The following is a 25,715-nucleotide window of genomic DNA, read 5'->3' as shown; positions in this document are numbered from 1 at the left end:
CAGACGAACAGGGAGGGAGACGCCATGTCGGTCACGTCGGCAGCCTTGGCAACGGATACGGCGGGTGCGCGCCCGGCCGCGTCCCAGTCGATCGAGGAGAAGCGGAAGAGCGCCATCCGCGGCGCGTTCTTCTCCGAATACATCGACATGTTCGACATCTACCTGCCGGTGGTCGCGCTGGCGCCGGTGATGTTCATGTTCCAGCCGAAGAACCTGTCTCCCCAGATGGAGACGGTGCTGGCCTCGCTGGTCTTCATCACTACCCTGCTCGGCCGCCCGATCGGCGCGCTCATCTTCGGCCTGATCGCCGACAAGGTCGGCCGCCGGGCCGCCTCGATCTACTCGGTGGCGGGCTTCGGGGTGATCACGCTGCTGATCGGCCTGCTGCCGGGCTACGAGACGCTCGGCCTCGCCTCGTACATCCTGCTGGTGCTGCTGCGCTTCCTCGACGGGATCTTCCTCGGGGGCGGCTACACCGGGGCGATGCCGCTCGCCATCGAGTATTCCAAGAAGGACAAGCGCGGCTTCGTCGGCGGCCTGATCATCGCGGGCTTCCCGGCCGCCTACGTCAGCATCAACCTCATCACGATGCTGATGTTCTACCTGTTCCCGCTCGACGGGCCTGGGTCGCCCTACACGGTCTGGGGCTGGCGCATCCCCTTCATCGTCGGCGCGGCGCTGGCCGGCCTGCTCGCCCTCTACTACGTCCACAAGGTCTCGGAATCGGAGGTCTGGAAGAAGGAGGCCGCTGCCGGGGCCGAACAGGCCGAGGCATCGCCCATGGCGGGTCTGTTCTCCGGGAAGGGCGGGCGCGACCTCCTGCAGGTTCTGCTGCTGATGACCGGCTTCTGGACGACGCAGAACATCATCACGATCTACCTGCCGACCGGTCTGCTGGTGAAGACCCTGCACCTCAACGGCTTCGCGCTGACCGCGACGCTGATGATCTGCTACACGATCCTGTTCTTCAGCTACATCGGCTCCGGCCTGCTCGGGCAGGTCATCGGCCGCCGGCGGTTCTTCGTGATCGTCGGCCCGCTGATCGCGACGGTGGGCGCGTACATCCTCTACACGCTGACCGTCACGCCCGAGATGGCGTTCGGCACCCGCGTGCTGCTGGTCAGCCTCCTGGCGGTGATCGTGACCTCGCCCTGGGGCGTCATCGTCACCTACATCAACGAGCGCTTCGCCACGGATGTCCGCGCCACCGGCTTCGGCATCGGCTTCAGCCTCTCGGTGGTGATCCCGTCCTTCTACGCCTTCTACATGGACTGGCTGAGCGCGCTGATGCCGCTCGCGCTGACGCCCGTGGCCCTGCTCATCGTCGGCGGCCTGATCGGCACCGTGGGCGCGCTCATCGGGCCGGAGACCAAGGACGTCGATTTCGGCACCGGCCACTGAGCCGGACGCCGCGCGGAGGACGCAGCATGAACGGGAACCGGATCGGCTTCATCGGGCTCGGCAACATGGGCGGCCGCATGACGCGCCGCCTGATCGGCGCGGGGATCGATGTGGTCGGCTTCGACACCGACCGGGAGGCCGCCGCGCGCTGGGGCGCGACGGACGCGGGCTCGATCGCCGCGGTCGTCGGTGAGACGGACGTGGTCCTGATGTCCCTGCCCGACAGCAAGGTGGTCGAGCGCGTCGTGCTCGGCGCGGGCGGGGTCCTCGCGGGCTGCCGGGACGGGCAGATCGTCGTCGACCTGAGCACGGCCTCGGCCAGCTCGACGCGCCGCATCGCCGCGGCGCTGGCCGAGCGCGGCGTCGCCTACGTCGATGCGGGCATCTCCGGGGGCGCCGCCGCGGCCGAGAAAGGCACGCTGACCCTGATGGTCGGCGGCGATCCCGCCGTCATCGACCGGTTGGGCTGGGTGTTCGCGCCGATCGCCCAGAAGGTCGTCGTGATGGGCGGATCGGGGGCCGGCCACACGACCAAGCTGCTCAACAACTTCCTGAACGCGGTCAGCCTCGCCGCCACCGCGGAGGTCATGGTCGCGGGCCGGAAGGCCGGGCTCGACCTGCACCGGCTCCTGGAGGTGCTGAACGCCTCCAGCGGCGTCAACTTCGCGACGCTGAACCGTTTCCCGAAGATCGTCGACGGCGACTACCTGGAAGGCGGCCTGACCGGCAAGCTGATGACCAAGGACGTCGTGCTCTACACCGATCTCCTGCACGAGCTCGGCGTCGCCTCCCTCAACGCGTCCGGCCCGATGGCGAGCTTCGGGCTCGCCACGGCGCTCGGCTACGGCGACGTCATCTCCAACCGCGTCGTCGACGCCATCGGCGACGTCTCCGGCGGCGTCCGGCTCCACGGCAACCGACACGAGAACTGAGAGGATACGATGCAGATCTTCCACGGCCGCGAGAACAGCGCGAAGTCCGAGAGCCGCGGGCCGACCTTCACCGGGCAGGTCTGGGCCGACCCGGTGATGCCGTCGACGGGCGGCGTGATGATCAACAACGTCTTCTTCACGCCCGGCGCGCGGACCTTCTGGCACGCGCACGCGCAGGGCCAGATCCTGCAGGTCACCGCCGGCAAGGGCTGGATCTGCGTCGCGGGCCAGCAGGCGCAGCCGATCCGCGCGGGCGACACCGTCTGGATCCCCGCGGACGAGCGGCACTGGCACGGCGCGGCCGCCGACAGCTACCTGCTCCACACGGCGATCTCGCTCGGCAAGACCGACTGGCAGGACGAGGTGGTCGAGGCCGACTACGCCGGAGCCACGGCATGACCGGGCCCGCGCCGAGCCCGGAGAGCCTCCGGCACACCGTGCAGGGCGAGCTCGGTTACTGGGACGCGGAGCAGGCGGCCCTCGCCGAGCTGGCCCCGGGCTTCCTCGACGCCTGGGCCCGGCTGGCGATGGTCCCCGTGCGCAAGAACCATCTCGGCGCCAAGGACCGCGCCCTGATCGCGCTCTCGGCCGCGACGGCCGCGACCCACCTCTACGCGCCCGGGACGCGCCGCCAGATCCGCAACGCCCTCGACGCGGGCGCGACGGCCGAGGAGATCACGGAGGTGCTCGCGCTCACGGCGACCCTCGGCATCCACGCCTGCAACATCGGCGTGCCGCTGCTGCTGGAGGTGCTGGAGGAGGCCGGTCAGCGGAGCGGCCCCGCGCCGCTAACGCCGCGGCAGGAGCAGCTGAAATCCGACTTCACCCGCGACCGGGGCTACTGGCACGCGTTCTGGGACGGTCTCCTCGAACTCGATCCCGACCTGTTCGAGGGCTACCTCGACTTCTCTGCCTGGCCCTGGCGCCACGGCGTGCTCACGCCGAAGATGAAGGAGTTCGTCTACTGCGCCTTCGACGCGGCGGCGACGCACCTCTACGTGCCGGGCCTGAAGATGCACATGAAGAACGCCCTCGGTTACGGGGCGACCAAGGAGGAGCTGATGGAAGTCCTCGAGATCGTCAGCCTGATCGGCATGCACGGCGCGGAACTGGCCGCGCCGATCCTGCGCGACGAACTGGCCGCGCGGGGCCGGGGCTGACCGACGCGCGCCGGGGCACGCCTTGCCACCCGAGGCTGCGCCATGCCACCGCTTCGGCTCGCCAGCGATCCCCGAACCCCCAGCGATGAACAAGATCAGGGCCATCCAGCCGGACACGCTCCGGCAAAAGGTCGAGGACGCCGTCCGCGAGGCGATCACGTCCGGCGTCTACGCCCCCGGCGAGCGGCTGATCGAGCGCGAGTTGTGCGAGGGGCTCGGCGTCAGCCGCGCCTCCGTGCGCGAGGCCCTGCGCCGGCTCGAGGCCGAGAAGCTCGTCCACACGGTGCCGCATCGCGGCCCGGTCGTGGCCTCGATCTCGGTGGAGGAGGCGCGTCAGCTCTACGCGCTGCGGGCCGTGCTGGAGGGCTACGCGGCGCACGAATTCGCCACCCAGGCCACGGACGCGGCGATCGCCGAGTTCGGACGCGCAGCCGGCGATCTGCGCGAGGCTGCCGGCAGCGGCGACACGGACCGCGTCCTGCGCGCCAAGGGCGTCCTGTACGACGTGATGCTCAGCCATTGCGGGAACGATCTGGTCCGCGAGACCCTTCGCGGCTTCTACTCCCGGATCAACCTGCTGCGCGCGACGTCCCTGATGCATCCCGAGCGGCTGCCGCACAGCCTCGCCGAGATCGACGCCCTCGTCGCGGCCTTCCAGGCCCGGGACGCCGCGAAGGCCGAGCAGCTGGCCCGCCTCCACGTCACCAACGCGTGCGCGGTCGCCCTCAAGCAGCTCGCGTTCCGCATCGCGCAGACGTCCCTCGACGCGGTGAGCTGAGCGCGCGGTCCGCGGGCGCGCGCGGACCCTGCACGGGGGAGGCCGGCGAGGTCGCCTCCGCGGCGCCGCCCGTGGCCGATGCGGTCCAGGGGATCGGTGCCCTGTCGGTGATGTCGGGCGCCCTGCGCCGAGCGACCGGCGGCAACACGCCTTGCGGTCCCCCGGCGGAAGGCCCAGAACCGCACGGTCCTTGCTTCCCCATGCTGGCGCCACGGGAGTTCGTCGCTTGGTCCGGACCGTCTGCCCGCACGATTGCCCCTCCGCCTGCAGCCTCGACGTGGAAGTCGCGGACGGGCGCGTCGTCTCGGTCCGGGGCGGCGACAACCCCTACACGGCCGGGGTGATCTGCGCGAAGGTCAGCCGCTACGGCGAGCGCGTCCACCACCCGGACCGGATCCTGCACCCCATGGAGCGCGTCGGGCCGAAGGGCGGCGGGGCGTGGCGCCGGATCTCCTGGGACGCGGCGCTCGACCGGCTTGCCGCGGCCTTCTCCGAGACGGCGGACCGTTGGGGGCCGGAGGCGGTCTGGCCGTACAACTCGGGCGGCACCATGGGCCTCGTCCAGCGCGACGGCATCCACCGGCTGACCCACGTGATGGGCTACTCGCGGCGCAAGCGCACCATCTGCACGGCGGTGGCGATCGCGGGCTGGAGCGCCGGGGTCGGCCGGATCGCCGGGCCGGATCCCCGCGAGATGGCGCTGGCCGACCTGATCGTGGTCTGGGGCGGCAACCCGGTCAGCACGCAGGTCAACGCGATGACCCACATCAGCCGCGCCCGCAAGACGCGCGGCGCCAAGCTGGTGGTGATCGATCCGTACCGCACCGGGACCGCGGCGGCGGCCGACCTCCACCTCGCGCCCCGTCCCGGCACCGACGGGGCGCTGGCCTGCGCGGTGCTCCACGTCCTGTTCCGCGACGGCCACGCGGACCGGGCCTATCTCGCCGCGCACGCGCAGGACACGGCCGCGCTGGAGGCGCATCTGGCGTCGCGCACGCCCGAATGGGCGGCGGCGATCACCGGCCTGGAGCCCGCCGCGATCGAGGCCTTCGCGGCCCTCTACGGCAACACGCCGCGCAGCTACATCCGCTGCGGTTTCGGCTTCACCCGAAGCCGCAACGGCGCGGTGAACCTGCACGCGGTGACCTGCCTGCCGACCGTCACCGGCGCGTGGCAGCACCCGGGCGGCGGCGCCCTCTGGCAGCACGCCGCGATCTTCAACTGGGACAAGACCCTGACAGAGGGTCTCGACGCCCGGGCGCCGGGCGTGCGCGAGCTCGACATGAGCCGGATCGGCGCCGTGCTCGCCGACGATCCCGACGCCCTGCAGGGCGGGCCCCCGGTCCGCGCCATGCTGATCCAGTCGGCCAATCCCGCGGTCTCCGCGCCCGACAGCGCCCGGGTGCGCGCCGGGCTCGCGCGGCCGGACGTGTTCGTGGCCGTGCACGAGCAGTTCCTGACCGAGACGGCCGCGCTCGCCGACCTCGTGCTGCCGGCCACCACCTTCCTGGAGCACGACGACATCTACGGGGCCGGCGGCCACAGCCACATCCAGGCCGGCCCCGCGATCCTGGAGCCGCCGGGCGCGTGCCGCTCGAACCACGCGCTCCTGTCGGCGCTCGCCGCCCGGCTCGGCGCGGAGCACGCGGGCTTCCACCTGAGCGCCCGGGACCTCGCCGACGCGACCCTGGCACGCTCCGGCTGGGGCGGCCTCGACAGGCTGGAGGCGGAGGGCTGGATCGACGCGCAGCCGGACTTTGCCGAGAGCCACTTCCTGAACGGGTTCGGCCATCCCGACGGGCGCTTCCGCTTCGCGCCCGACTGGGCGTCACTGGGCCCGCGCGCGGCCGGGATGCCGTCCCTGCCGGATCACTGGCCGGAGGCCGAGCCCGCCGACGCGGAGCACCCGTTCCGCATGATCGCCCCGCCGGCCCGCCAGTTCCTCAACGCGACCTTCACCAACGTGCCCGAGTCGCTCCGCCGCGAGGGGCGGCCAACCTGCCTGATCCACCCCGCGGACGGCGACCGGCTCGGGATCGGCACGGGGGACGCCGTCGAGGTCGGCAACGCCCGCGGCCGGGTCCGGCTGCACGCGCGGCTCGCCGACGGGCAGCAGCCGGGCGTCGTCGTGGTCGAGAGCCTGTGGCCGAGCGCGGCCTTCATCGGCGGGGGCAGCGGGATCAACGCGCTGATCGGGTCCGCGCCGGCCGCGCCCAACGACGGCGCCGCCTTCCACGACACCGCGGTCTGGGTTCGCGCAGCCTGAATTCCGGACCGCACCGGGCTGAGGCCGAACCGGCCTGCGCGGGTGCGCTATTTCTCGACGAAGGCCTTCTCGATGACGTAGTGGGCGGCCTCGCCGTGGTTGCCCTCCTCGTAGCCGCGCGAGGTCAGGAGCTCGCGGGTGTCGCGGATCATGTCGGGGCTGCCGCAGAGCATGAAGCGGTCGTTCTCGATCGCCATCGGCGGCAGGCCGATATCCTCGAACAGCTTGCCCGAGACCATCAGGTCGGTGATCCGGCCGCGGTTGCGGAACGGCTCGCGGGTCACGGTCGGGTAGTAGACCAGCTGGTTCGAGATCATCTCGCCCAGGAACTCGTGGCGCGGCAGCGTCTCGGTGATGGTCTCGCCGTAGGCGAGTTCCTGCACCTGCCGGCAGCCGTGGACCAGCACGACCTTCTCGAACCGGTCGTAGGCCTCGGGATCCTTGATGATCGACAGGAACGGCGCCAGCCCGGTGCCGGTGCCCAGCAGGTACAGGTTGCGGCCCGGCAGCAGGTTGTCGAGCACCAGCGTGCCGGTGGGCTTCTTGCCGACGATGATCGGGTCGCCGACCTTCAGGTGCTGCAGCTTCGAGGTCAGCGGGCCGTCCTGGACCTTGATCGAGAAGAACTCCAGCTCCTCCTCGTAGTTGGCCGAGACCACCGAGTAGGCGCGCAGCAGCGGCCGGCCCTCGACCTCCAGGCCGATCATGGTGAACTCGCCGTTGCGGAACCGGAACGCCGGATCCCGCGTCGTGCGGAACGAGAACAGGTTGTCGGTCCAGTGGTGGACCGACAGAACGCGCTCCTCGTAGAACTTGCTCATCGACGGATCAGTCCTCGCTCAGGCGGACGCCGGGTCGGCAGTCCCGAACAGGTCGAGCAGCTTGCCGCCGCGGCCGTCCCACGCCGCGGCGTCGTCGGCCGGCTCGGTCCTCTCGGTGATGTTGGGCCAGAGATCGGCGTACTTGGCGTTGAAGGTCTTCCAGCCCGCCATCGCCGGTTCGGTGTCGGCCCTGATGGCATCGGCCGGGCATTCGGGCTCGCAGACGCCGCAATCGATGCACTCGTCCGGTTTGATCACCAGCATGGTCTCGCCGACGTAGAAGCAGTCGACCGGGCAGACCTCGACGCAGTCGGTGTACTTGCAGCGGATGCAGTTCTCGGTGACGACATAGGTCATGACTTCGCACCTCGGCGCAGGGGTCAGAGCAGCGCGGGGAGATCCTGGCCCTCGAGATCGATCGCCAGTCCCTTCATCGCCTCGGCGCTGACCTCGCCGCCCATCGCGCGCAGGCTCTCCTCGCGGATCAGCGACATCAGGCCCCGGCGCAGGCCCAGGAACTCGGACGACAGGGTCAGGGCCGGCTGGCGCGGGCGGGGCAGGGGCACCACGACCTCGGCCTTGATGCTCCCAGGTCGGGCGGTCATCACGTAGACGCGGTCGGAGAGGAAGATCGCCTCGTCGATGTCGTGGGTCACGAACAGCACCGAGATCTTCAGGCGCTGCCACATGTTGGTGAGGATCTGCTGCATGATCAGCCGCGTCTGCGCGTCCAGGGCGCCGAACGGCTCGTCGAGCAGCAGGATGCGCGGGCCGGTGGCGAGCGCGCGCACGATGCTGACACGCTGCTTCATCCCGCCGGACAATCGGTCCGGATAGTGGTTCTCGAACGCCGTGAGCCCGGCGAGGCCGAGCAGCGTCCGCGCCTGACGCTCGCGCTCGCTGCGCCGGACGCCCTTCATCTTCAGGCCGAACTCGACGTTCTCGCGCACCGTCTTCCAGGGAAACAGGGAGTATTGCTGGAAGATCATGCCGCGATCCGCGCTCGGTCCCGCGATCGCCTCGCCGTCGACGGTGACCCGCCCGGACGACGGCTTGAGGAAGCCGGCCAGCGCGTTGAGCAGCGTCGACTTCCCGCAGCCCGAGGGCCCGATGATCGACACGAACTCGCCGGGATGGACGGTGAGCGAGGCGTTCGAGACGGCCTCGACGGACCCCTCCATCGTCTCGTAGCGCAGGCAGAAGTCGCTGACCTCGATCAGGCCCCGGCTCGATTCGGCCATGGCAAGCTCCCGATTGGTGACGCGCGTGAAGGACCGGTCCCGCGAGGGCCGCGCCGGGCGGCCGGCCGAGGCCTAGCGGGCCGCGGCCCAGGGCATGACGAGGCGGCCCACGAGACGGATCGCGAAGCTGGAGCCGAGGCCGAGCAGCCCGATCGTGATCATGCCGAGGGCGATGTCCGGGTACTGGACCAGCGAGTAGGCTTCCCAGGTGAAGTAGCCGATGCCGAATTGGCCGGAGATCATCTCGGCGGCGATCAGCGAGACCCAGGCCACGCCCATGCCGACCGTCAGCCCGGTGAAGATCTGCGGCAGCGAGGCCGGCAGGTAGACTTCGCGGAACACCGCCGCCTCGCGGGCGCCGAGGCAGCGTGCGGCCCGCACCAGGACCGGGTCGACCTGGACCATGCCCTGGAGGGTGTTGATCAGGATCGGGAAGAACGAGCCCAGGAAGGTGATGAAGACGATCGAGCCCTCGTTGGTCGGCCAGAGCATGATCGCCATCGGCACCCAGGCGATCGCCGGGATCGGCCGCAGCACCTCGCAGATCGGGAAGGCGATCTCGCGCAGGAGGCGGTAGCGCCCCATGAGGAGCCCGAGCGGCACGGCGACGCCGCCGGCCAGGAGAAATCCGAAGAGGATCCGGCGGCAGGAGATGAGCACGTGGTCGCCGAAGTTCGGGCTGCGCAGGGCGATCGCCGCGCGGTCCACGACGTCCATCGGCGTCGGGATGTTCAGGAACCGCACGTAGAGGGTCACGCGGTTCGCGGTCAGATACTGCCAGAGCGCGACGAACAGGATCAGGGAGGTGAGCCCGATCAGCGCGGCTCGGAACGCGCCGTGATGCAGCCGCAGCCAGCGGCGGACGCGGCCGGTCGCGGGGCGGGCGGACGCGGCCGGCGGCGGGAGGGGCGCCGCCCGCGGCGGGCGCGACTCGGCGGCGGGCCGGCGAGCGACAGCTTCCATGCGGTTCTAGCCTCCCGTCACAGCGGCCTTCAGGGCCTCGTCGTAGGGCATCACCGTGCCGCCGCCCCGCGCCGCGGCCTCGGCGTCCTGCTTCAGCAGGAACGGCGCGATGCCGCCCTTGCCGTCGACGACGTAGAAGGCCTCCCGGGCGAACAGCTTGATGCCGCGGGCCGTGTCGAAGACGTAGGCGACGTCGACGGCCTGCCCCTTGGACTTCATCTCGTTCAGCGCGCCGAGCGTGCAGGCCGCGCTCGCGTAGGGCTGGATCGCCCCGCCCTTCACCCAGATCTCGCCGGCCTTGCGCGGCTCGGTGACGGGCCTCTTGCAGTACGTGTCCTCGCCGCGCACCTCGTAATTGGCGGTGCTCGCGCGCTGCTGCGCGTAGTCCAGGCCGCGCTCGGCGAAGACCTTGCGCAGCGGCCCGTCGTCGACCCACGGACCGACGTCGAACGTCTTGATCCGGTCGAGCCGCTGCAGGACCTTGACGTCCTCGCGGGCGGCCTCGACCAGCTGCGGCTTGATCGTGGGATCGACGGTCATGATCCCGCCGGGCCCGAGGAAGATGTAGACCACCTCCTTGTCGGTGCCGGTCCAGGCCGCGATCTGCTCGGCGGCGCGCTTCGGATCGGCCTTGACCCAGGCGTCGGCGTCGAGGACGGCCTTCAGGTAGGCCTCGACGATCTCGGGGTAGCGGTCGGCGAAGTCGGAGCGCACGACCACGCCGTGCCAGGTCGGGAGGTTGGTCTCGACGCCATCGAACACTTTGCGCGCGAAGCCGCGGAACGGCAGAAGCTCGGCGAAGGGGACGAAATCCGCGTGCGCGTCGATCTTCCGCTCCTGGAGATTGGTCGAGCCGACCTCCGGGCTCTGGCTGACCAGGCGGAAATAGGTGGCCGGGTAGCCCTTGTCCTGCAGCGCCTTCAGGACCATCCCGTGGGCCGCCGACCCGAAGGGCACGCTGACGACCTTGCCTTTCAGATCCTCGAAGGAGAAGTATTCGGAAGCCTTGTTGACCACGATCCCGTTGCCGGATCCGTGGAGATTGTAGGCGGCGACTGCGATCAGCCGCGATTGGCTCTCGGGATTGTTCTGGAACGTCGCGCCGTTGACGACGAGCGGGTAATCGCCCATCGCGCCGAACTGCAGCTTCCCGGCCATCATGCCGTTCGTGACCGGCGGCCCGGACGTGAAGTTCTGCCAGTCGAGCTGGATGGTCGTGCCGGCGTACTTGCCGGTCTTGGGCAGGTACTTCTCCAGCAGCTTGAGCTGGCGGATCACCACGCCGACCGTCGCGGTGTTGGTCGTCGTGTCCTGCGTGCCGATGCCGACGGTGAGGGTCTCGGCGCGGGCCGGTGCCCCGATCCCGGCGCCCGCCAGCGCGAGGAGCGCGAGAGCGGAGACCGATCTGAGCCCGGGAAATCGTCCAGTCATCGCCCGCTCCAACATTTCGGCCCGATGTCGCGAAGACATCGACGGCATGATCGGGCGCTGCGGCGCGTCCGATCAAATGCCGAGGACGCCTGCGGGTCGATTAGTTGCGCAAAAAAGTCGAGCGGCTCCGGATGTGCTGCAGTTTTGTGCGGGACGCTCGCGTTTTAGGCGCATTCCTCGCCGCCGCGCATCGCCGCCAGGATGTCCGGACGCAGGACGACGATCTGCGTGCGCCGCGTGACGAGGACGCCCTGCTCCGAGAGCCGCTTCAGGCTGATCGTCACCCATTGCCGGGTGGCGCCGACCATGTGGGCGAGGTCGGCGTGCGTGAAGGTCGCCGCGATCACCGTCCCGTCCTCCTCCGCGACGCCGTAGAGGTCGCACAGGTGCAGGAGCAGGTGGGCGAGGCGCTCGGTGATCGAGCGGGTCCCGAGCATCTGGGCCAGGGTCGAGTAGCAGCGGCCCTTGAAGGTCAGGCCGTCGATGACCCCGATCGCGAGGGCCGGGATCTGCGTCACGAGCTGCCGGAGCGCCTTGGCCGGCAGGTGCAGCACGCTGGAATTGCTCGCCGCCATGCCCGACCACTTGTGGAGGCCGGCGCCGAACACGTCGGGACCGCCGACGAAGTTGCCGGGGTACCAGTAGGCCAGCGTGATCTCGCGACCGGACGGCGCGGCGTAGAAGACCCGGATGCGGCCGCTCTCGATGATCCAGATCCCGTCGTTGGGCGTCTCCTGGGTGAACAGGGTCGCGCCGCGGTAGAGCACGCGGCGCCGGCCCTTCTCCAGCACGAGGGCGACCTCGCGCTCGGTCAGCCCGTCGAGGAGAGGGCGCTGCCCGGTTCCGGCCTTGGGCGCGGCCTCGGACAGCAGGAGGGCGCTCGCCTGGGTCTGGAGCCCCGCCGGGGCCTGAGACGGGCGTATCGGCGCCGTGGTCTGCATTGCCGCCTCCAGCAACCTACCTGCCGCGGCGCAGCAAACCCTGTACCAGCTCTAAACTGGCCGCCGGCACCGGCAGCGTCTGGATATCGCGGAGCCGAGCGGACGTGAAGCGGCGCCGCACCCGGAGGATGCGGCGCCGCGACGAGGCCGAGACGGCCGGATCGATCAGGGGCGTCCCTGACAGCGTCCGATCGCCCACTGGATGAGCTTGCGCACGTCGGGATCGGGATCGTTGGCGGCCGCCTCGAGGGCCGAGAGGCCTCGCGGGTCGGCGATCTCGCCGAGGGCTGCGGCCGCCTCCTTGCGCAGGTTGCTGACCTCCGAGGTCAGCGCCCGGCCCAGGATCTCGACGGCCGCCGGCGCCCGGATCCGGCCCAGGGCATTGGCCGCCTTGGTGCGGACCTGCCAGACGGGATCGTCCATCACGGCGATTAGGGGCGCCGTCGCCTCGGGCAGCCGGATCTTGGCGCAGGAGACGGCCGCCTCCTCGCGAACCTGCCAGTGCTCGTCGGACAGGCCGGCGATCAACGTGCCGATGCCCGGACCGCCGGGGCGCAGGAAGACCAGCGCCGCCATCGTGGCGCGCCGGACCGTCGGGTCGGGATCGCCCGCGGTGGCGATCAGCGCCGGCAGCGCTTCCTCGGCCTTGAGGTAGCCGATGACGCCGAGACCTTCGCGGCGCACCTCCGGGGACGGACTCTGGAGCGCCTTCAGTGCGGCCGACAGGGCGTCCGGCAGGACGAGCTCGCGCAGGGCCCGCAGGGCGGAGGCCTGCACGAACGGGTCGGTGTGCGCGGCGCGCTCGATCAGGAGCGGCCCGCAGGCCGGCTCCTTCTTCTCGGCCAGGGTATCGGCGGCGGTGCGGCGCACGGCCTCGTCGTCGTCCTCCAGGGACCGCACGAGGCCCTCGACGACGTCCGCGCCGTCGTGCTCGTCCAGCGCCTTGGCCGCCGCGGCGCGGACGGCCGCGTCCGGATCGCCGAGGCCCTTGAGGAGCAGGACCTTCGCCGCGGGGCCGACGGCCTCGGCGAGCTCCATCATCGCGACGCGCCGGACGCCGGCGTCGGCACTCGCGCAGCGCTCGGCCACGTCGTCGAGATCGTCGTCGAAGGAATCGAACACGGGGCTCATGGTCGGCCTCAGCGCAGCAGGTAGGGAATATTGACCTTGACCGCGTTCGTCGGGCAGTCGACCTCGCAGGGCATGCAGTACCAGCACTCGTCGTACTTCATGTAGGCCTTCTGCCGGGTCTCATCGATCGCGAGGATGTCGAGCGGGCAGACGTCGACGCAGACGCGGCAGCCCTTCTCGGCGATGCACTTGGCGTCGTCGATGACGACCGCGGCGCTGCTGGCCTGATTGATGATCGGCATGGATCGATCTCCGGTACGGGGCGGGATTACTCGGCGGCGGCCGGCGTCTTGATGCGGAGCTGGTGGTAGGCGCCCATCTCCTCGGCGGCGACCGGCACGATGAACGGGTCGACGGCGCGCTTCGCGTGGGCCATCCGGCCCTGGCCGTCCTTGAACAGGACCGTGTGGCAGGCCCACTCGGCGTCGTTCGTCTCGGGATAGTCGACGCGCAGGTGGTAGAAGCCCCAACGGCTCTCGGTGCGGTAGAGCGAGGCGGCCGCCGCCATGTCGGCGCAGTCGAGGATCGTCTGCATCTCGAGCGCCCGGTGCAGCTCGTGCGGGTCGCGGGCGCAGAGCAGGTCGAGGTCCTCGCGGATCTCGGCGAAGCGGCGCTGGCCGAGCTCCATCTTCGCCGTCACCTTCGGCGGCTCGAGATAGTCGTTCACCAAGCGGCGGGTCTTGAACTCCATCTCGTGCGGGGTGAGCCCGTCGACGCGCCGGGTCGGCGCCAGGACCCGTTCGCGCTCGACGGCGATGTCCGCCGGGTCATGGTCGGCGAGGGCGTTGGCCGTGCAGTAGGCGGCGGCGTCGGCCCCGGCGATGCCGCCGTTCACGAAGGCGCCCAGCATGTAGTTGTGCGGCACGCTCGCCATGTCGCCGACCGCGTAGAGGCCGGGGACCGTCGTGCGCGCGAACTCGTCGACGAAGACGCCCGAGGCCGAGTGGCCCGAGCAGAAGCCGATCTCGGAGATGTGCATCTCCACGGGACGCTGGCGGTAATTGGTGCCGCGCCGCTCGTGGAAGCGTCCGCGGGAGGGGCGCTCGTTCGAGTGCAGGATCGTCTCGATCTCGGAGATCGTCTCCTCGCGCAGATGGTCCATCTTGAGGAAGACCGGGCCGTTGCCGCCCTGCAGCTCGCGCCAGAACTCGAGCATCATCTGTCCGGACCAGTAATCGCACTCGATGAAGCGCTCGCCGCGATTGTTGGCCGTGTATCCGCCGAACGGGCCGGTGACGTAGGCGCAGGAGGGGCCGTTATAGTCCTTGATCAGCGGGTTGATCTGGTAGCACTCGAGGTTCGCGAGCTGCGCGCCCGCGTGGTAGGCCATCGCGTAGCCGTCGCCGCAATTCGCCGCGTTCTCGTAGGTCCCGAACAGGTACCCGGAGGCCGGCAGGCCGAGGCGGCCGGCGGCCCCGCAGGCGAGGATCACCGCCTTGGCCTTCACCACCAGGAACTCGGAGGTGCGGGTGTTGACGCCGATCGCTCCGGCGATGCGCCCGTCCGCGCCCTTGAGCAGGCGCGTCGCCATGTACCGGTTGGTCACGCCGACCTGGAGGCGGCGGAGCTGCCGGTAGAGGACCTTCTTGACGTTGTGCCCTTCCGGCATCGGCAGCACGTAGGTCCCCATGTGGTGGACCTTGCGCATGTTGTACTCGCCCGAGCCGTCCTTCTCGAATTTGACCCCGAGCTTGTCGAGGTACTGGATCATCGGGAACGACCCCTGCGCGTAGGCCATCACCGCCTTCTGATTGACGATGCCGTCGTTGGCGACGGTGATCTCCTTCACGTACTGCTCGGGGGTGGCGTAGCCCGGCACGACGGCGTTGTTCAGCCCGTCCATGCCCATGCTGATCGCGCCCGAGCGCTTGACGTTGGCCTTCTCCATCAGGACGACCCGGAGCTTCGGATCGGCCTCCTTGGCCTTGATCGCGGCCATCGGACCGCCGGTGCCGCCGCCGATCACCAGGATGTCGGTCTCGATAATCTCGGTCTTCGTCGCGGATTCGAACGCGTTCATGGCAAGATCTCGCGTCAGGTCAGGGGCGGGGCGTGTGGGATCGCCGGAGGATCGGATCGCGCGGTCAGGCGGCCTGCGCGGCGTCGGGCGGGTCGTCGACGGCCTCGGCGACGAGGGCGCGCAGGTAGGACCAGGGGAAGATCCCGCGGGCGTGGCCGTCGGAGAACGCGATGTGGACGGCGTAGCCGCCCATCGGTTCGACCCGCGCGACGGCGATGTCGGCGGCGGCCTGAGGTAAGCGTCGCTCGACCCGGTCACGGGTGCACCACGCGCAGCGGCAGCGCAGCCGCAGCCGCTCCGCCGACAGCGTCGCGGTCAGCCCGTCGCGCCATTGCAACCGGAGGCCGGTCCCGCCGCGCGCGAGGGTGGCGGCCTCCGGGATCGCCTCGGGATCGAACGGGGGCGGGTTCGGAACCCCGGTCGCGTGGTGTGCCATCCGCTCCTCCTCTGTGCCGGCGTCACAGAAGCCGAGGGGCGGGCGATCCGACAGCAATTAGTTGCTCAGAATCTCAGTCAGGCTGCCGGCCGTGGCGACACCGACCGGCTCGGAGACCGGAGCCGGGCCATCCGCCGCGGCCGCCCGCGGACAGCGACCGCCCGGTGATCCGGACCTACGGCTCGGTCGTCTTCGTCTCGGGCCCGCAGATGCCCCTGAGTGCCGTCCAGGCGGCGCCGGACAGGATCTGGCGTTCGGCCGCCCCAGAGCCCGCCTGGGCGCGGATCGCGGCGGCGCGCTCGCGCGTGAAGGGATGGCTGCGCAGCAGGTCCAGCACGTCACTCTTCCCGTCGTGCTTGTCCTTGGCGATGCGCTCGAGGATGTCGGCGAGCGCCGCGCCGTTGCCGCCCGCGCGGGTCATGAGGTCGACCGCGTAGGCGTCCGCCGCCCGCTCGGCGTCGCGGCTGTAGCCGGCCGAGAGCACCGCGTCGCCCAGCGCGATGATGATGGTCGAGCCGGTCAGGTCCCCCAGGACGAGGCTCAACAGGAACGAGGTGCCCGACGCCCGGATGAGGGAGCGGGTCGGATCGCGTCGGCGGACGTGGCCGAGCTCGTGCGCCAGGACCGCCGCGGCCTCGTCGGCCGAGCGCGCCCGCGCGATGAGGCTCGAGAGCACGATCACGCGGGCGCCCGGCAGGGCGAAGGCGTTGGCCGTGCCGTGCCGGCGCACGCTCACGGCCACCTCGGGAGGCAGCGAGCCCTCCGCCCGACCGGCCGCGACGAGGCGGGCCACGAGCGTGTCGAGCGCGGCGCGGCCGGCCGGTTCCGCGCAGGCCGGCGGGTCGCCGAGGAAGCGCAGGACCTGCGGTTCCGCCACCGCCCCGAGCCGCGACTCGGCCGCGTCCGGCACCAGCGGGGCCAGCAGCCCGGCAATCTGCGGGACGCCGAAGACCGCCACGAGCAGGACCGAGAGACCGGCCGCGAGAGACCAGAGCACGAGCCGCACCGTGCCGCCCGAGCGCTCCCGGCGATGGAGGTCCGGGCAGCGCGCCGCGAGCGCGGCGGCGAGCGTCGCGTCCGAGAACTCCACGCGGACCGGCTCGCCGGCCGGACCGATCCGCATCAGCGGCGGCAGGGAGACGGCGGCGCGCAGGTCGAGCAGGTTCCAGTCCTGGGCGATCCCGGGCCCGGAGACGCGGAAGCGGTCGTCGAGGCGCAGCGCGACGGGATGTGCCCGCGCGCTGACGCCGTCGAAGTAGCGGCCCTCGACCTCGATCGGCGTCGCGTCGATCGCCTGGGAAGCGCGGGTCAAGCGTCAGAAGCCGATCTGGAGCGCGCCTCCGACGTCGAGCGCGTCGGCGAGGCCCTCCTGCAGACCGCTGCCGGCACCGCGGGACGAGGCGAGGACGGCATCCAGGGCTTCGGGATCCGTCACGGTCGTGCTCGTCGCGACCGCCGCCCACAGGCGGGCCTGCACCACGCGCACGTAGAGCACCGCGAAGAGCGGCGCGCCGACCAGGTAGATGACGACGACGAGCCAGTGGAGCATGCTGAGATCGCCCGCCGCCCGTGCGGCGAAGATCAGCAGAGCCGCGACGAGGCCCAGCACGACGAGGAAGCCCAGGAGCGACAGCATGTAGACGATGTACGGCCAGTAGAACTGCCGCGCCTTCAGGCTCGAGATGAGGCGGGCGTGACCGAGGCTGGCGGCCCCCATGAACGCCCTCGTCTCGCGGGCGCGGTAGTACGGGAGCAGGAGCAGTGCCGCGGGCACGCAGATGGCGGCCACGAAGCCCATCGCCTGGAGGAGAATGCCGATCTTCGAGGCCGCGTAGGCGGGGTTGAGGATCGTCTGGCCGGCCTTGCCGCCGGGCTTCGGTACCAGGAGGTCCGTGGGCAGCGAGAAATCCGTCGCGACCAGGAGGGCGATGCCGAGCCCGATCAGCGGCCCCAGCCCGATTACGTACAGCAACAGCCAGGGGCCGAGCACGCTGCGTCCCCGCGCCGTCGAGTGCATCCGGCTGGTCCCGACCAGGGTGTGGTCGATGCGGTAGCGTTCCAGGCTCGCCCGCATGAACGGGAAGGCCAGGCCGAAGGTGACGAGCGTGAGCAGCCACCAGCCGCCCGCGCGGGCTGCGTAGGCGAGGCCCGAGCCGTCCTGCCCGAGGCGGATGCCGCGCCAGAGCGTCCGCATCGCGCGGTAGCGGCGCCCGCGGTAGATCGCGAATTGTCCCAGCAGGAACAGGAACACGAAGGAGATCACCACCGAGAACGGGGCGAGCGCGGGCGCGACGAGCGAGAGCGCGAACAGCGCGACGTAGATCGGCACGAGGATCGCGAGCGCGACGAGGAAGCCGAGGAACAGTTCCTTGCCCGTGCCGGTATACTCGGCGGGCGAGCCGTCGAGCGCGGTGCGCTCCCAGAAGAAGCGGCGCAGATTGGTGACGTACCAGAATCTGTAGATGCCGAAGGTCACGATCGAGAGCAGAAAGCCCTTCAGCGCCAGCCAGGTGAGACCTTTCACCCGCGGGTCGAAGGTCACGGCGGCAACGCGCGTGCCCGGAGCGCCGCTCCGCGTGTCGAACTGGGTGCCGGTTGCCAAATTCATGGATCCGTCGATCGTCCCGCCGCGTTTCGCGGCCAGACACTAGGAAGGAAGGCCTGCGCTGACCAGTTCCGCGCGACCCCAATTCTGTCCCGTCCCCCCAATGTCGTGCAGCGACCGCTCGAAATGCGGGGCGTCGTTAACGCGCGGTCTCCGGTTGCCGGACACGCGTTGCCGGGCGATGCGACCGAGCCGCCTCGACGGCGTGCGCACCGCGCCCGGCCGCAATTGGGCGCGTCCCTAGCCCAGGACGGACAGAGCGGCCGCGAGGTCGGCGACCAGATCGTCCGGGTGCTCGATCCCGATCGACACCCGGATGGTCGCGTCCGTGATCCCGAGCCGGTCGCGCACCGCCTTCGGCACGCCGGAATGGGTCGTGGAGGCCGGGTGGCTGGCGAGCGACTCGGTTCCGCCCAGGCTGACGGCGAGCTTGAACAGCTGGAGGCCGTTGAGAACCCGGAACGCCTCGGCCTCGCCGCCGACGATGTCGAACGAGAACGTCGAGCCCGGCGCCGCGCACTGCTTGGCGTAGACCTGCGCCTGCCGCGATCCCGGCTCGAGATGCGCGAGGTGGTGGAGGCGCGCCACCTTCGGGTGCGCCGCCAGCATCCGGCCGACGATCTCGCCGTTGCGGTTGGCGGCGCTCATCCGCAGCGACAGGGTCTCGAGCGAGCGCCCGAGCATCCAGCAGGAATGCGGGTCGAGACCGGTCCCGATCGCCGAGCGCAGAAGCCGCACCGGCTTCATCCGCGCCGCCGAGCCGAGGGCGGCGCCGGCGATCAGGTCGGAGTGGCCGCCGACATACTTCGTCAGGGAGTAGACCGAGATGTCGGCGCCTTCGCGCAGCGGGTGCTGGAAGAGGGGCCCGAGCAGGGTGTTGTCGCAGACGACGACCGGCGCCTCGCCGCCCTGCCGGGCGCCGATCTCCTCGGCGACCGCCCGGACGAGGCCGAGGTCGACGAGGGTGTTGAGCGGGTTCGAGGGGGTCTCGACCATGACGACGCTGACGCGTCCCGCGCCCGCCGCGCGGTCGGCCGCGGCGCGCACGCTCGCCGGATCGGTGCCGTCGGAGAACCCGAACGGCGCGATGCCGAACCCGGCCAGGGTCTTGGCAATCAGGGTCTCGGTGCCGCCGTACAGGGGTTGCGAGTGCAGGATCGCGTCGCCGGGCCGCGCGAAGGCCAGGATCGTGGTGGCGATCGCCGACATGCCGGAGGAGAAGACCAGCGCGGCCTCGGCCTCCTCGAAGACGGCCAGCCGGTCCTCGACGATCTCGCTGTTCGGGTGATTGAAGCGCGAGTAGACCAACCCCGCCGCCTCGCCGACCGGCGGTTCGCGCCGTCCCGAGACGTAGTCGAAGAAGGCTTTGCCGTGCTCGGCCGAGGTGAACACGAAGGTCGATGTCAGGAAGACCGGCGGCTTCACCGCGCCCTCGGACAGGGCCGGGTCGTAGCCGTAGCCGAGCATCAGCGTCTCGGGACGGAGCGGGCGGTCGCCGAGCGCCTTCCGGTGGTAGCGGTCGTCGGACATGCTGGCCTCGCTCCGACAGGCCCCCAGCCCGGGGCTGGGCAGCCCGGTTGCGCTCTGACTCCGGGGTTCCGGACGCGGGAGCATGGCACAGGCAGGGCCGCTACGGAACGCCGCCGCGGTCCCGACGCGCCGCGGCGGAGGGCGCTGCAAGTCTCAGCCGGACCGCGCCGCGCCGCCCGAATCCAGGCGCTCCAGGACGCGGGCGACGTCGGCCGTCGTCATCTCCCACTCGTTCTGGAAGTTGGCCACGACGCCGCGCATGAAGCGCGGTTGCAGGCGCTCCGCCTCCGCCGCGTCGCCGAGATGATCCACCAGGATCGCGTAGGCGAGCTGCGAGGGCTCGGGACCCTCGTAGCTCCACTCGAAGCCGTTCCGGGAGTAGCACTTGGCCTCGGCCCGATCCGGCAGCGGCGCCCCGTTCACCGTGACGACGATCCCGTCGATCGTCCGGTCCCCGGCATAGACCTTGTCCATCACCGCGCCTCCCGGATCCGGTGGCGCGGGGTGCGGCCGTCGGAGCGGTTGCGCATCACCTCGGGGAAGATCCAGAGGCTGACCACCATGAACGGGCCGAGGAAGGCCACGGCCCAGCGCGGCCCGGTCTGGCCGAGATGGCCCATGTAGAACCAGCCGGCGAGCGCCGCGAGCGCGACGGCGACCGACAGGCCGAACTTGATCGGAAACGGCATGGGATCCCTCCCGGATCGCGCGTGCGGGTCAGAGGACGAAGACGGTGCCGACCTGCTGCAGCAGGCCGAGGGCGCCGCAGAGGGCGGCGAGCACGATCGCCAGGCCCGCGACGCCGTCGCGCCAGCGCTGGGGCCAGACGTTGAACAGGCCGGGCGCGAACAGGATGGCGAAGCCGCCCACGATCACGAGGCTCGACCAGCGGAGTTCGGCGGCTCCGTAGGCGAGCATCCCGCCGGTCAGCGCCGCGAGCAGGAGGACGTTGGCCGCGATCAGCGCGAGGCCGAGGGGGCGCGCCCTCAGGTCGGGGCGGGTCTCCAGCGGGAACATCCCGGCCAGCACGTAGAAGCCGGTGCAGGCGACCCCGGCGAAGAGGGCGAACCACGCGAGCGCGGCGACGTTCGGTTCGATCATGTCCATGGCGGCGTTCCGAGCTGCTCGTCAGTCTAGGCGGCGGGTTGCGCGGCGGGTCACTCGGCGGCCTGCATGGCCCGGGGCTCGGGGGCACCGGGCGTGCGCGCGGTCTTGCGCATGTCGTTCTTCACGTGGCGCGTGTCGTAGCCGTTGAAGAGCGTCCCGATGAGACCGCGGTTCAGGTCCGAGGTGCCGAACAGCCAGTCCATGATCGGGAAGGTCAGGTTCATGTTCCGCTCCATCATGATCGATTGGTCGTGATGGGCCGTGTGGTGCCGCCGGTTCGTGTTGATGAACGGCATGTTGCGGACGAACCAGTTCTCCTCGACGTGGCAGCAGAAGTGCATGAACTCGTAGATCATGTAGATGCTGGTCGTCGTGGTGATGAACAGCCACCCGACATTGGGCGTGAAGATGTTGCCGAGCACGACGGCGCCGGGGATCGACATCAGCGTGAACGTCGCCAGCGCGTAGGGCGGGAAGAACGTCACCCGGTAGTCCCGGTGGTCGGCGAAGCGCATCTCGTGGTCGGTGAAGAACTGGTGATGCTGCAGCGTGTGCCGATTGTAGACGGCCCGCCCGATCGGATTGCTCTGCGGCCGGTGCATCACGTAGCGGTGGAGCCACCACTCGAAGAAATTGCAGAACAGGAACACGACCGGGACCGTCGCGAGCTCGATCCAGCTCGGCGCGTGGATGTTCGAGACGTAGATGTACAGGGCCGTGAGGCCGATCGTGTAGATGATCGCGATGTGCAGGAAGCCGTTGTACCAGCCGGCCACGCGCTGGCGGTAATTGGCGCGGTAGTTCCGCTGCCGCTCGCTCATGCGGGTGTTGGCGAGTTCCATGATGCGCCTCCTCGCTGGGATGGGGGTGACGCCGCGCCCCCACCGAGATCTGCTAGATTAGAGATACCGTTGATATATCAGTTGTCAACCTGACCGGGCGGCGACGTCGCCACCGTCCGGTCGGGGCCGGTCCGGTCAGTGCGAGATGGCTTCCAGGGACTTGCCCTTGGTCTCGATGCCGAGGAACCCGACGCTCGCGGCGGCGATGACGAACGAGCCGGCGCCCAGGGCGAAGACGCCGCCGTGGCCGAGCACCGGCAAGATCAGGCCGATGGCGAAGGGTCCGATGAGCGAGCCCACGCGGCCGATGGCCGAGGCGCAGCCGGCCCCGGTGGCGCGCGCCCGCGTCGGGTAGAGTTCGGGCGTGTAGGCGTAGAGCACCGACCACATGCCGAACAGGAAGAACTGCATCATCAGCCCGTAGGCGATGAGCCAGCCGAACGACGGCGAGTGACCGTACAGGTAGGCGGCGACGGCGCTGCCCAGGAGCATAAGGACCGCGGTGGGCTTGCGGCCCCAGCGCTCGACGAGGATCGCCGAGGCGATGAAGCCCGGCACGCCCGCGAGCGAGATCAGGATCGTGTAGGTGACCGACTTGGCGACGCTGTAGCCGGCCTCCTGCAGGAGCGCGCCGAGCCAGGTGGTGAGGCCGTAGAAGCCCAGCAGGGCGAAGAACCACGTCAGCCAGATCATCACCGTCCGGCTGGCGTAGCCGGGGCTCCAGAGTTCGAGGAACGAGAAGCGCCGCTCACCCCGCGCCGGCTCGGGCAGGACGGTCGGCTCCGGAAGCGGACGCCCGTCGAGGCGCAGGGCGACCTGCCGCTCGATCTGCGCCATCACCCGGTCCGCCTCCGCGTGCCGGCCGCGGTCGGCGAGCCAGCGGGGCGATTCCGGCACGAGGAAGCGGATCACGAACAGGAACAGCGCCGGCACGGCCTGCGCGAGGAAGACAGCGCGCCAGTCGAAATAGCTGAGCAGCACGTAGCTGAGGCAGCCGGCCGCGATGAAGCCGAGCGGCCAGAACCCTTCCATGATGGCGAGGTAGCGGCCGCGCTTGGCGGTCGGCAGGAACTCCGAGACGATGGCGAGCGCCACCGGGAACTCCATGCCCATGCCGAAGCCGAGCAGCAGGCGGGCATAGCCCAGCATCGTCGCGTCCGGGGCGTAGGCGCACCAGAGGCTGCCGAGCCCCCAGAACACCATGCTGATCTGGAAGACCACCTTCCGCCCGAACCGGTCGGCGAGCATGCCCGACAGGGCCGCGCCCGCGAACATGCCGATGAAGCTCATGCTCGAGAGCAGTCCCGCCTGGGCGGTCGTCAGGCCGAACTCGGTCTTGATCGATCCGAGGAGGAAGGTGAGCGAGCCGAGATCGATCGAATCGAAGAACCACGCCGTGGCGATGATGAGGAAGATGTTGCGCTGGAAGGCGGTCATCGGCAGCCGCTCGAGGCGCGCCGCGATCAGCGCGCCCGACCCGACCGCGGCGCGAGCGGTGGCGTCCGCGGTCACCCGGTCCGGCAGCACGTCGCCGGCGGAAATCGCTACAGGCCCTGCCATGGCTCAACCTCCCTCGCAGTTATATGCGGCGAGTCGTCATGCAGGATATTACTAAGATGCGCAAGATATATCAGACGTATGCCCTTGCGCGGTGCGCGGGCCCGCCCCATGCACGCGGATCGCGGCGTGGTGTGCGGGCCCGGCCGTGGCGGGGGTGTCGTCCATGAACTTCGTGACCGGGAAGACGACGTCCGTCCGCGCCGCCGAGCCGGGCCGCAAGCGGGCGCGGAAGGCCGTGAAAGGGGCGTCCCAGGAGGCCCCACAGGAGGCCTCCCAGGGGGCCTCTTATGCCGCGGGCGGCAACGACGATCTGCCCGACCTGACGCTGACCGACCGGGCCTACCAGCAGCTGGAAGAGATGATCACGACCCTGGTGCTCCCGCCCGGCCTCGTGCTCGGCGAGCAGAACCTGGTCCAACGGCTCGGGATCGGGCGGACCCCGATCCGGGAAGCCCTTCAGCGCCTCGCGCGCGACGGGCTCGTCGTGGTCATGCCGCGGCGCGGCATCCTGGTGTCGGACATCAACGTGCGCTCGCAGCTGCGGCTCCTTGAGACGCGGCGCGTCTTGGAGCGCCTGATCGCCCGCCTCGCCGCGGAGCGATCCACCCGCGAGGAGCGCGAGGTCTTCGCGGGGCTCGCGCAGGACATGCGCGACGCGGCCGCGGCGTCGGACGATCTGGCGTTCATGCGCCTCGACCGGCAGTTCAACGAGCTGATCGCGACGGCCTCGCGCAACGAGTTCGCCGTGCGCTCGCTGGAGAGCATGGCGGGCCTGTCGCGGCGGTTCTGGTACCAGCACTACAAGCAGGCGGCCGATCTGCCGCTGACCGCCAACCTCCACGCGGACGTCTGCGAGGCGGTCGCGCGTCGCGACGTCGAGGCTGCCGGCGCCGCGTCGGACAGGCTCGTCGACTACATCGAGAGCTTCGCCCGCAAGACGTTGGATCTCTGAGGTCGCGCGACGGGACCCGTGTCGGGCGGTCGGCGCGGCGGTCAGTCAGGGGAGGGGCGGGCGGCGGCCGGCGATCCAGTCCCGGCCGCCCCTCTGTCGTGACCCCTACGACGCGACGCGCGCGGAGTCTCCGAGGCGGGGTGCTCCCGGCGAGCCGGTCACGCGGGGGCTCCCAGAGCGACCGGCTGGGTCGCGCGGCGGTAGATCAGGAGCGTGGCGACGAGGCCGCACGCCCCGCCGAAGGCCATCCACAGCCCGGGGGCCGCGCGGTTGCCCGTGGCCTCGATGAGCCACGTGGAGACGAGGGGCGTGAAGCCGCCGAGGAGTGCCGTCGCCAGCGAGTAGGCGAGGGAGAAGCCGGCCGTGCGCACGCTCGCCGGGATCACCTCGGTCAGCGCGACCACCATCGCGCCGTTGTAGCTGCCGTACAGGAAGGACAGCCACAGGAGAGCGATCAGCATGTTCCCGAAGCTCGGGTTGGCCACGAGCCAGCCCAGCACCGGGTAGGCGGTGAGCAGGGTCAGCGCCGAGAACACCAGCAGGAGCGGCTTGCGCCCGATCCGGTCGGACAGGGCCCCCATGACCGGCAGCCAGAACAGGTTCGACAGCGCGGTGCAGAAGGTCACGAGAAGGCTGTCGGTGTCGGACAGCTTGAGCACGGCCTTGCCGAAGGTCGGGGTGTAGACGGTGATCGTGTAGAACGAGATCGTGGTCATGCCGACGAGCAGCATGCCGAGCAGCACGATCTGCCAGTTGCTGGCGAGCGAGCCGAACACCTCCTTCATGGAGGGGCGGTGCTTGCGCTTCAGGAACTCCTCCGTCTCCTCCAGCGACCGCCGGATGTAGAACAGGAACGGCACGATCGCGCAGCCGATGAAGAACGGGATCCGCCAGCCCCAGTCGTTCATGTCGGCGAGAGAGAGGGCGTGGTTGAGGATGTAGCCGATCACGGCGGCGAACATGACCGCGACCTGCTGGCTGCCGGATTGCCAGGACACGTAGAAGCCCTTGTTGCCGGGGGTGGCCATCTCCGACAGGTAGACGGAGACGCCGCCGAGCTCGACGCCGGCCGAGAAGCCCTGCAGCAGGCGCCCGACGAGGACCAGGAAGGGCGCGAACAGGCCGATCGTGCCGTAGCCGGGGACGAAGGCGATCAGGATCGTGCCGGCCGCCATGATGCCGAGCGTGACGATCAGCCCCTTCCGGCGGCCGATACTGTCCACGTAGGCGCCGAGGAAGATCGCGCCGAGGGGCCGCATCAGGAAGCCGGCGCCGAACGTCACGAAGGTCAGCATCAGCGAGGCGAACTCGTTGCCGACCGGGAAGAAGGTCTTGGAGATGTAGGTGGCGTAGAAGCCGAACAGGAAGAAGTCGAACATCTCCAGGAAGTTGCCGCTGGTCACGCGCAGGACCGTGGCGACTTTGGAACTCGACGGATGGGCCTGTATCATTGCTGTCTCCCTCAGGCGCCGGAGCGGTCGCAACCGCACGAGGGAAGCGTCGGTTCTGAACGGCTGACGATCGCTCGTGGCGATCGGGCTGCAGCCGCAAACCAATCCTCCCATGTATTCGCGCCGACTTCGCAGCGCTTGACGCCG

26 protein-coding genes are annotated in these 25,715 nt (G+C 70.3%); 7 read left to right on the top strand and 19 right to left on the bottom strand.

Going from position 1 to position 25,715, the window contains the following annotated elements:
* Positions 1–24: 24 nt before the first annotated feature.
* The 6 genes from LXM90_RS24305 to LXM90_RS24280 all read left to right on the top strand — a co-directional run bounded on the left by LXM90_RS24305 (position 25) and on the right by LXM90_RS24280 (position 6,537).
* Complete coding sequence (locus tag LXM90_RS24305) at positions 25–1,401, top strand: MFS transporter (RefSeq protein ID WP_020093164.1); 1,377 nt, start codon at positions 25–27, stop codon at positions 1,399–1,401.
* Between the two features lie 26 nt (positions 1,402–1,427).
* Positions 1,428–2,333, top strand: coding sequence for an NAD(P)-dependent oxidoreductase (locus tag LXM90_RS24300; protein WP_020093165.1), 906 nt, complete (start codon positions 1,428–1,430; stop codon positions 2,331–2,333).
* Positions 2,334–2,342: 9 nt separating this feature from the next.
* A complete protein-coding gene (locus tag LXM90_RS24295; RefSeq protein ID WP_020093166.1) occupies positions 2,343–2,732 on the top strand; it encodes a cupin domain-containing protein in 390 nt (129 codons plus the stop codon).
* Positions 2,729–3,493, top strand: coding sequence for a carboxymuconolactone decarboxylase family protein (locus tag LXM90_RS24290; RefSeq protein WP_020093167.1), 765 nt, complete (start codon positions 2,729–2,731; stop codon positions 3,491–3,493). The genes LXM90_RS24295 and LXM90_RS24290 overlap by 4 nt, the downstream gene beginning before the upstream one ends.
* 85 nt (positions 3,494–3,578) lie before the next feature.
* Positions 3,579–4,271, top strand: coding sequence for a GntR family transcriptional regulator (locus LXM90_RS24285; RefSeq protein WP_020093168.1), 693 nt, complete (start codon positions 3,579–3,581; stop codon positions 4,269–4,271).
* 226 nt (positions 4,272–4,497) lie between these two features.
* Positions 4,498–6,537, top strand: coding sequence for a molybdopterin-containing oxidoreductase family protein (locus LXM90_RS24280; RefSeq protein WP_020093169.1), 2,040 nt, complete (start codon positions 4,498–4,500; stop codon positions 6,535–6,537).
* A 47-nt stretch (positions 6,538–6,584) separates the two neighbouring features.
* On the opposite strand, the gene LXM90_RS24275 is transcribed toward LXM90_RS24280, so the two are convergent.
* From LXM90_RS24275 to LXM90_RS24190, 18 genes are all read right to left on the bottom strand, one after another.
* Entirely contained in the window at positions 6,585–7,358 is a 774-nt protein-coding gene (locus LXM90_RS24275) for a ferredoxin--NADP reductase (RefSeq protein WP_042670077.1), read from the bottom strand.
* A gap of 18 nt (positions 7,359–7,376) precedes the next feature.
* On the bottom strand, positions 7,377–7,715 hold the full coding sequence (gene fdxA / locus LXM90_RS24270; RefSeq protein ID WP_020095802.1) for a ferredoxin FdxA: 339 nt from the start codon (positions 7,713–7,715) through the stop codon (positions 7,377–7,379).
* A 23-nt stretch (positions 7,716–7,738) separates the two neighbouring features.
* Complete coding sequence (locus LXM90_RS24265) at positions 7,739–8,599, bottom strand: ABC transporter ATP-binding protein (protein ID WP_020095801.1); 861 nt, start codon at positions 8,597–8,599, stop codon at positions 7,739–7,741.
* Positions 8,600–8,671: 72 nt separating this feature from the next.
* A complete protein-coding gene (locus LXM90_RS24260; RefSeq protein WP_020095800.1) occupies positions 8,672–9,562 on the bottom strand; it encodes an ABC transporter permease in 891 nt (296 codons plus the stop codon).
* Positions 9,563–9,568: 6 nt separating this feature from the next.
* Complete coding sequence (locus LXM90_RS24255; protein ID WP_026605340.1) at positions 9,569–10,993, bottom strand: ABC transporter substrate-binding protein; 1,425 nt, start codon at positions 10,991–10,993, stop codon at positions 9,569–9,571.
* Between the two features lie 164 nt (positions 10,994–11,157).
* On the bottom strand, positions 11,158–11,934 hold the full coding sequence (locus LXM90_RS24250) for a Crp/Fnr family transcriptional regulator (protein WP_020095798.1): 777 nt from the start codon (positions 11,932–11,934) through the stop codon (positions 11,158–11,160).
* A 165-nt stretch (positions 11,935–12,099) separates the two neighbouring features.
* Positions 12,100–13,065: a HEAT repeat domain-containing protein gene (locus LXM90_RS24245; protein WP_020095797.1), complete on the bottom strand. Its 966-nt coding sequence runs from the start codon at positions 13,063–13,065 to the stop codon at positions 12,100–12,102.
* An 8-nt stretch (positions 13,066–13,073) separates the two neighbouring features.
* Positions 13,074–13,307, bottom strand: a complete 234-nt coding sequence (locus LXM90_RS24240) for a 4Fe-4S dicluster domain-containing protein (RefSeq protein ID WP_020095796.1) — start codon at positions 13,305–13,307, stop codon at positions 13,074–13,076.
* 26 nt (positions 13,308–13,333) lie between these two features.
* Positions 13,334–15,085, bottom strand: a complete 1,752-nt coding sequence (locus LXM90_RS24235) for a fumarate reductase/succinate dehydrogenase flavoprotein subunit (protein WP_020095795.1) — start codon at positions 15,083–15,085, stop codon at positions 13,334–13,336.
* Positions 15,086–15,149: 64 nt separating this feature from the next.
* The gene (locus LXM90_RS24230; RefSeq protein WP_020095794.1) at positions 15,150–15,521 is read right to left on the bottom strand and encodes a DUF971 domain-containing protein; all 372 of its coding nucleotides are present in this window, start codon (positions 15,519–15,521) and stop codon (positions 15,150–15,152) included.
* A gap of 175 nt (positions 15,522–15,696) precedes the next feature.
* Entirely contained in the window at positions 15,697–16,833 is a 1,137-nt protein-coding gene (locus LXM90_RS24225) for a M48 family metallopeptidase (protein ID WP_020095793.1), read from the bottom strand.
* A gap of 3 nt (positions 16,834–16,836) precedes the next feature.
* Entirely contained in the window at positions 16,837–18,129 is a 1,293-nt protein-coding gene (locus tag LXM90_RS24220; protein WP_020095792.1) for a YjgN family protein, read from the bottom strand.
* Between the two features lie 237 nt (positions 18,130–18,366).
* Positions 18,367–19,656 carry a cystathionine gamma-synthase family protein gene (locus tag LXM90_RS24215; RefSeq protein WP_020095791.1) on the bottom strand — a complete coding sequence of 430 codons (1,290 nt, stop codon included), beginning with the start codon at positions 19,654–19,656 and terminating at the stop codon, positions 18,367–18,369.
* 153 nt (positions 19,657–19,809) lie between these two features.
* Positions 19,810–20,130, bottom strand: coding sequence for a DUF6166 domain-containing protein (locus LXM90_RS24210; protein ID WP_020095790.1), 321 nt, complete (start codon positions 20,128–20,130; stop codon positions 19,810–19,812).
* On the bottom strand, positions 20,130–20,345 hold the full coding sequence (locus tag LXM90_RS24205) for a hypothetical protein (protein ID WP_020095789.1): 216 nt from the start codon (positions 20,343–20,345) through the stop codon (positions 20,130–20,132). Before LXM90_RS24205 ends, LXM90_RS24210 begins: the two co-directional genes overlap by 1 nt.
* Before the next feature lie 28 nt (positions 20,346–20,373).
* A complete protein-coding gene (locus tag LXM90_RS24200; RefSeq protein ID WP_020095788.1) occupies positions 20,374–20,763 on the bottom strand; it encodes a hypothetical protein in 390 nt (129 codons plus the stop codon).
* A gap of 50 nt (positions 20,764–20,813) precedes the next feature.
* Complete coding sequence (locus LXM90_RS24195; RefSeq protein WP_020095787.1) at positions 20,814–21,605, bottom strand: sterol desaturase family protein; 792 nt, start codon at positions 21,603–21,605, stop codon at positions 20,814–20,816.
* Positions 21,606–21,740: 135 nt separating this feature from the next.
* A complete protein-coding gene (locus LXM90_RS24190; protein ID WP_026605338.1) occupies positions 21,741–23,165 on the bottom strand; it encodes an MFS transporter in 1,425 nt (474 codons plus the stop codon).
* A 163-nt stretch (positions 23,166–23,328) separates the two neighbouring features.
* Here LXM90_RS24190 and LXM90_RS24185 point away from each other — a divergent pair, with 163 nt between their 5' ends.
* Complete coding sequence (locus LXM90_RS24185; RefSeq protein ID WP_026605337.1) at positions 23,329–24,117, top strand: GntR family transcriptional regulator; 789 nt, start codon at positions 23,329–23,331, stop codon at positions 24,115–24,117.
* A gap of 158 nt (positions 24,118–24,275) precedes the next feature.
* On the opposite strand, the gene LXM90_RS24180 is transcribed toward LXM90_RS24185, so the two are convergent.
* Positions 24,276–25,568 carry an MFS transporter gene (locus LXM90_RS24180; RefSeq protein WP_020095784.1) on the bottom strand — a complete coding sequence of 431 codons (1,293 nt, stop codon included), beginning with the start codon at positions 25,566–25,568 and terminating at the stop codon, positions 24,276–24,278.
* Positions 25,569–25,715 lie beyond the last annotated feature (147 nt).

Origin of the sequence: Methylobacterium oryzae (assembly GCF_021398735.1) — a bacterium.
Taxonomy (GTDB): Bacteria; Pseudomonadota; Alphaproteobacteria; order Rhizobiales; family Beijerinckiaceae; genus Methylobacterium.
The sequence above is the reverse complement of the archived record's forward strand: the minus strand, read 5'-3'. Positions and strand labels throughout refer to the sequence as shown.

Bases quoted from the DNA above. Each gene is read 5' to 3' on its own strand.
- LXM90_RS24305 (WP_020093164.1), top strand. From the start codon at position 25: ATGTCGGTCACGTCGGCAGCCTTGGCAACGGATACGGCGGGTGCGCGC.
- LXM90_RS24300 (WP_020093165.1), top strand. From the start codon at position 1,428: ATGAACGGGAACCGGATCGGCTTCATCGGGCTCGGCAACATGGGCGGC.
- LXM90_RS24295 (WP_020093166.1), top strand. From the start codon at position 2,343: ATGCAGATCTTCCACGGCCGCGAGAACAGCGCGAAGTCCGAGAGCCGC.
- LXM90_RS24290 (WP_020093167.1), top strand. From the start codon at position 2,729: ATGACCGGGCCCGCGCCGAGCCCGGAGAGCCTCCGGCACACCGTGCAG.
- LXM90_RS24285 (WP_020093168.1), top strand. From the start codon at position 3,579: ATGAACAAGATCAGGGCCATCCAGCCGGACACGCTCCGGCAAAAGGTC.
- LXM90_RS24275 (WP_042670077.1), bottom strand. From the start codon at position 7,358: ATGAGCAAGTTCTACGAGGAGCGCGTTCTGTCGGTCCACCACTGGACC.
- fdxA (WP_020095802.1), bottom strand. From the start codon at position 7,715: ATGACCTATGTCGTCACCGAGAACTGCATCCGCTGCAAGTACACCGAC.
- LXM90_RS24265 (WP_020095801.1), bottom strand. From the start codon at position 8,599: ATGGCCGAATCGAGCCGGGGCCTGATCGAGGTCAGCGACTTCTGCCTG.
- LXM90_RS24260 (WP_020095800.1), bottom strand. From the start codon at position 9,562: ATGGAAGCTGTCGCTCGCCGGCCCGCCGCCGAGTCGCGCCCGCCGCGG.
- LXM90_RS24255 (WP_026605340.1), bottom strand. From the start codon at position 10,993: ATGACTGGACGATTTCCCGGGCTCAGATCGGTCTCCGCTCTCGCGCTC.
- LXM90_RS24250 (WP_020095798.1), bottom strand. From the start codon at position 11,934: ATGCAGACCACGGCGCCGATACGCCCGTCTCAGGCCCCGGCGGGGCTC.
- LXM90_RS24245 (WP_020095797.1), bottom strand. From the start codon at position 13,065: ATGAGCCCCGTGTTCGATTCCTTCGACGACGATCTCGACGACGTGGCC.
- LXM90_RS24240 (WP_020095796.1), bottom strand. From the start codon at position 13,307: ATGCCGATCATCAATCAGGCCAGCAGCGCCGCGGTCGTCATCGACGAC.
- LXM90_RS24235 (WP_020095795.1), bottom strand. From the start codon at position 15,085: ATGAACGCGTTCGAATCCGCGACGAAGACCGAGATTATCGAGACCGAC.
- LXM90_RS24230 (WP_020095794.1), bottom strand. From the start codon at position 15,521: ATGGCACACCACGCGACCGGGGTTCCGAACCCGCCCCCGTTCGATCCC.
- LXM90_RS24220 (WP_020095792.1), bottom strand. From the start codon at position 18,129: ATGAATTTGGCAACCGGCACCCAGTTCGACACGCGGAGCGGCGCTCCG.
- LXM90_RS24215 (WP_020095791.1), bottom strand. From the start codon at position 19,656: ATGTCCGACGACCGCTACCACCGGAAGGCGCTCGGCGACCGCCCGCTC.
- LXM90_RS24210 (WP_020095790.1), bottom strand. From the start codon at position 20,130: ATGGACAAGGTCTATGCCGGGGACCGGACGATCGACGGGATCGTCGTC.
- LXM90_RS24205 (WP_020095789.1), bottom strand. From the start codon at position 20,345: ATGCCGTTTCCGATCAAGTTCGGCCTGTCGGTCGCCGTCGCGCTCGCG.
- LXM90_RS24200 (WP_020095788.1), bottom strand. From the start codon at position 20,763: ATGGACATGATCGAACCGAACGTCGCCGCGCTCGCGTGGTTCGCCCTC.
- LXM90_RS24195 (WP_020095787.1), bottom strand. From the start codon at position 21,605: ATGGAACTCGCCAACACCCGCATGAGCGAGCGGCAGCGGAACTACCGC.
- LXM90_RS24190 (WP_026605338.1), bottom strand. From the start codon at position 23,165: ATGGCAGGGCCTGTAGCGATTTCCGCCGGCGACGTGCTGCCGGACCGG.
- LXM90_RS24185 (WP_026605337.1), top strand. From the start codon at position 23,329: ATGAACTTCGTGACCGGGAAGACGACGTCCGTCCGCGCCGCCGAGCCG.
- LXM90_RS24180 (WP_020095784.1), bottom strand. From the start codon at position 25,568: ATGATACAGGCCCATCCGTCGAGTTCCAAAGTCGCCACGGTCCTGCGC.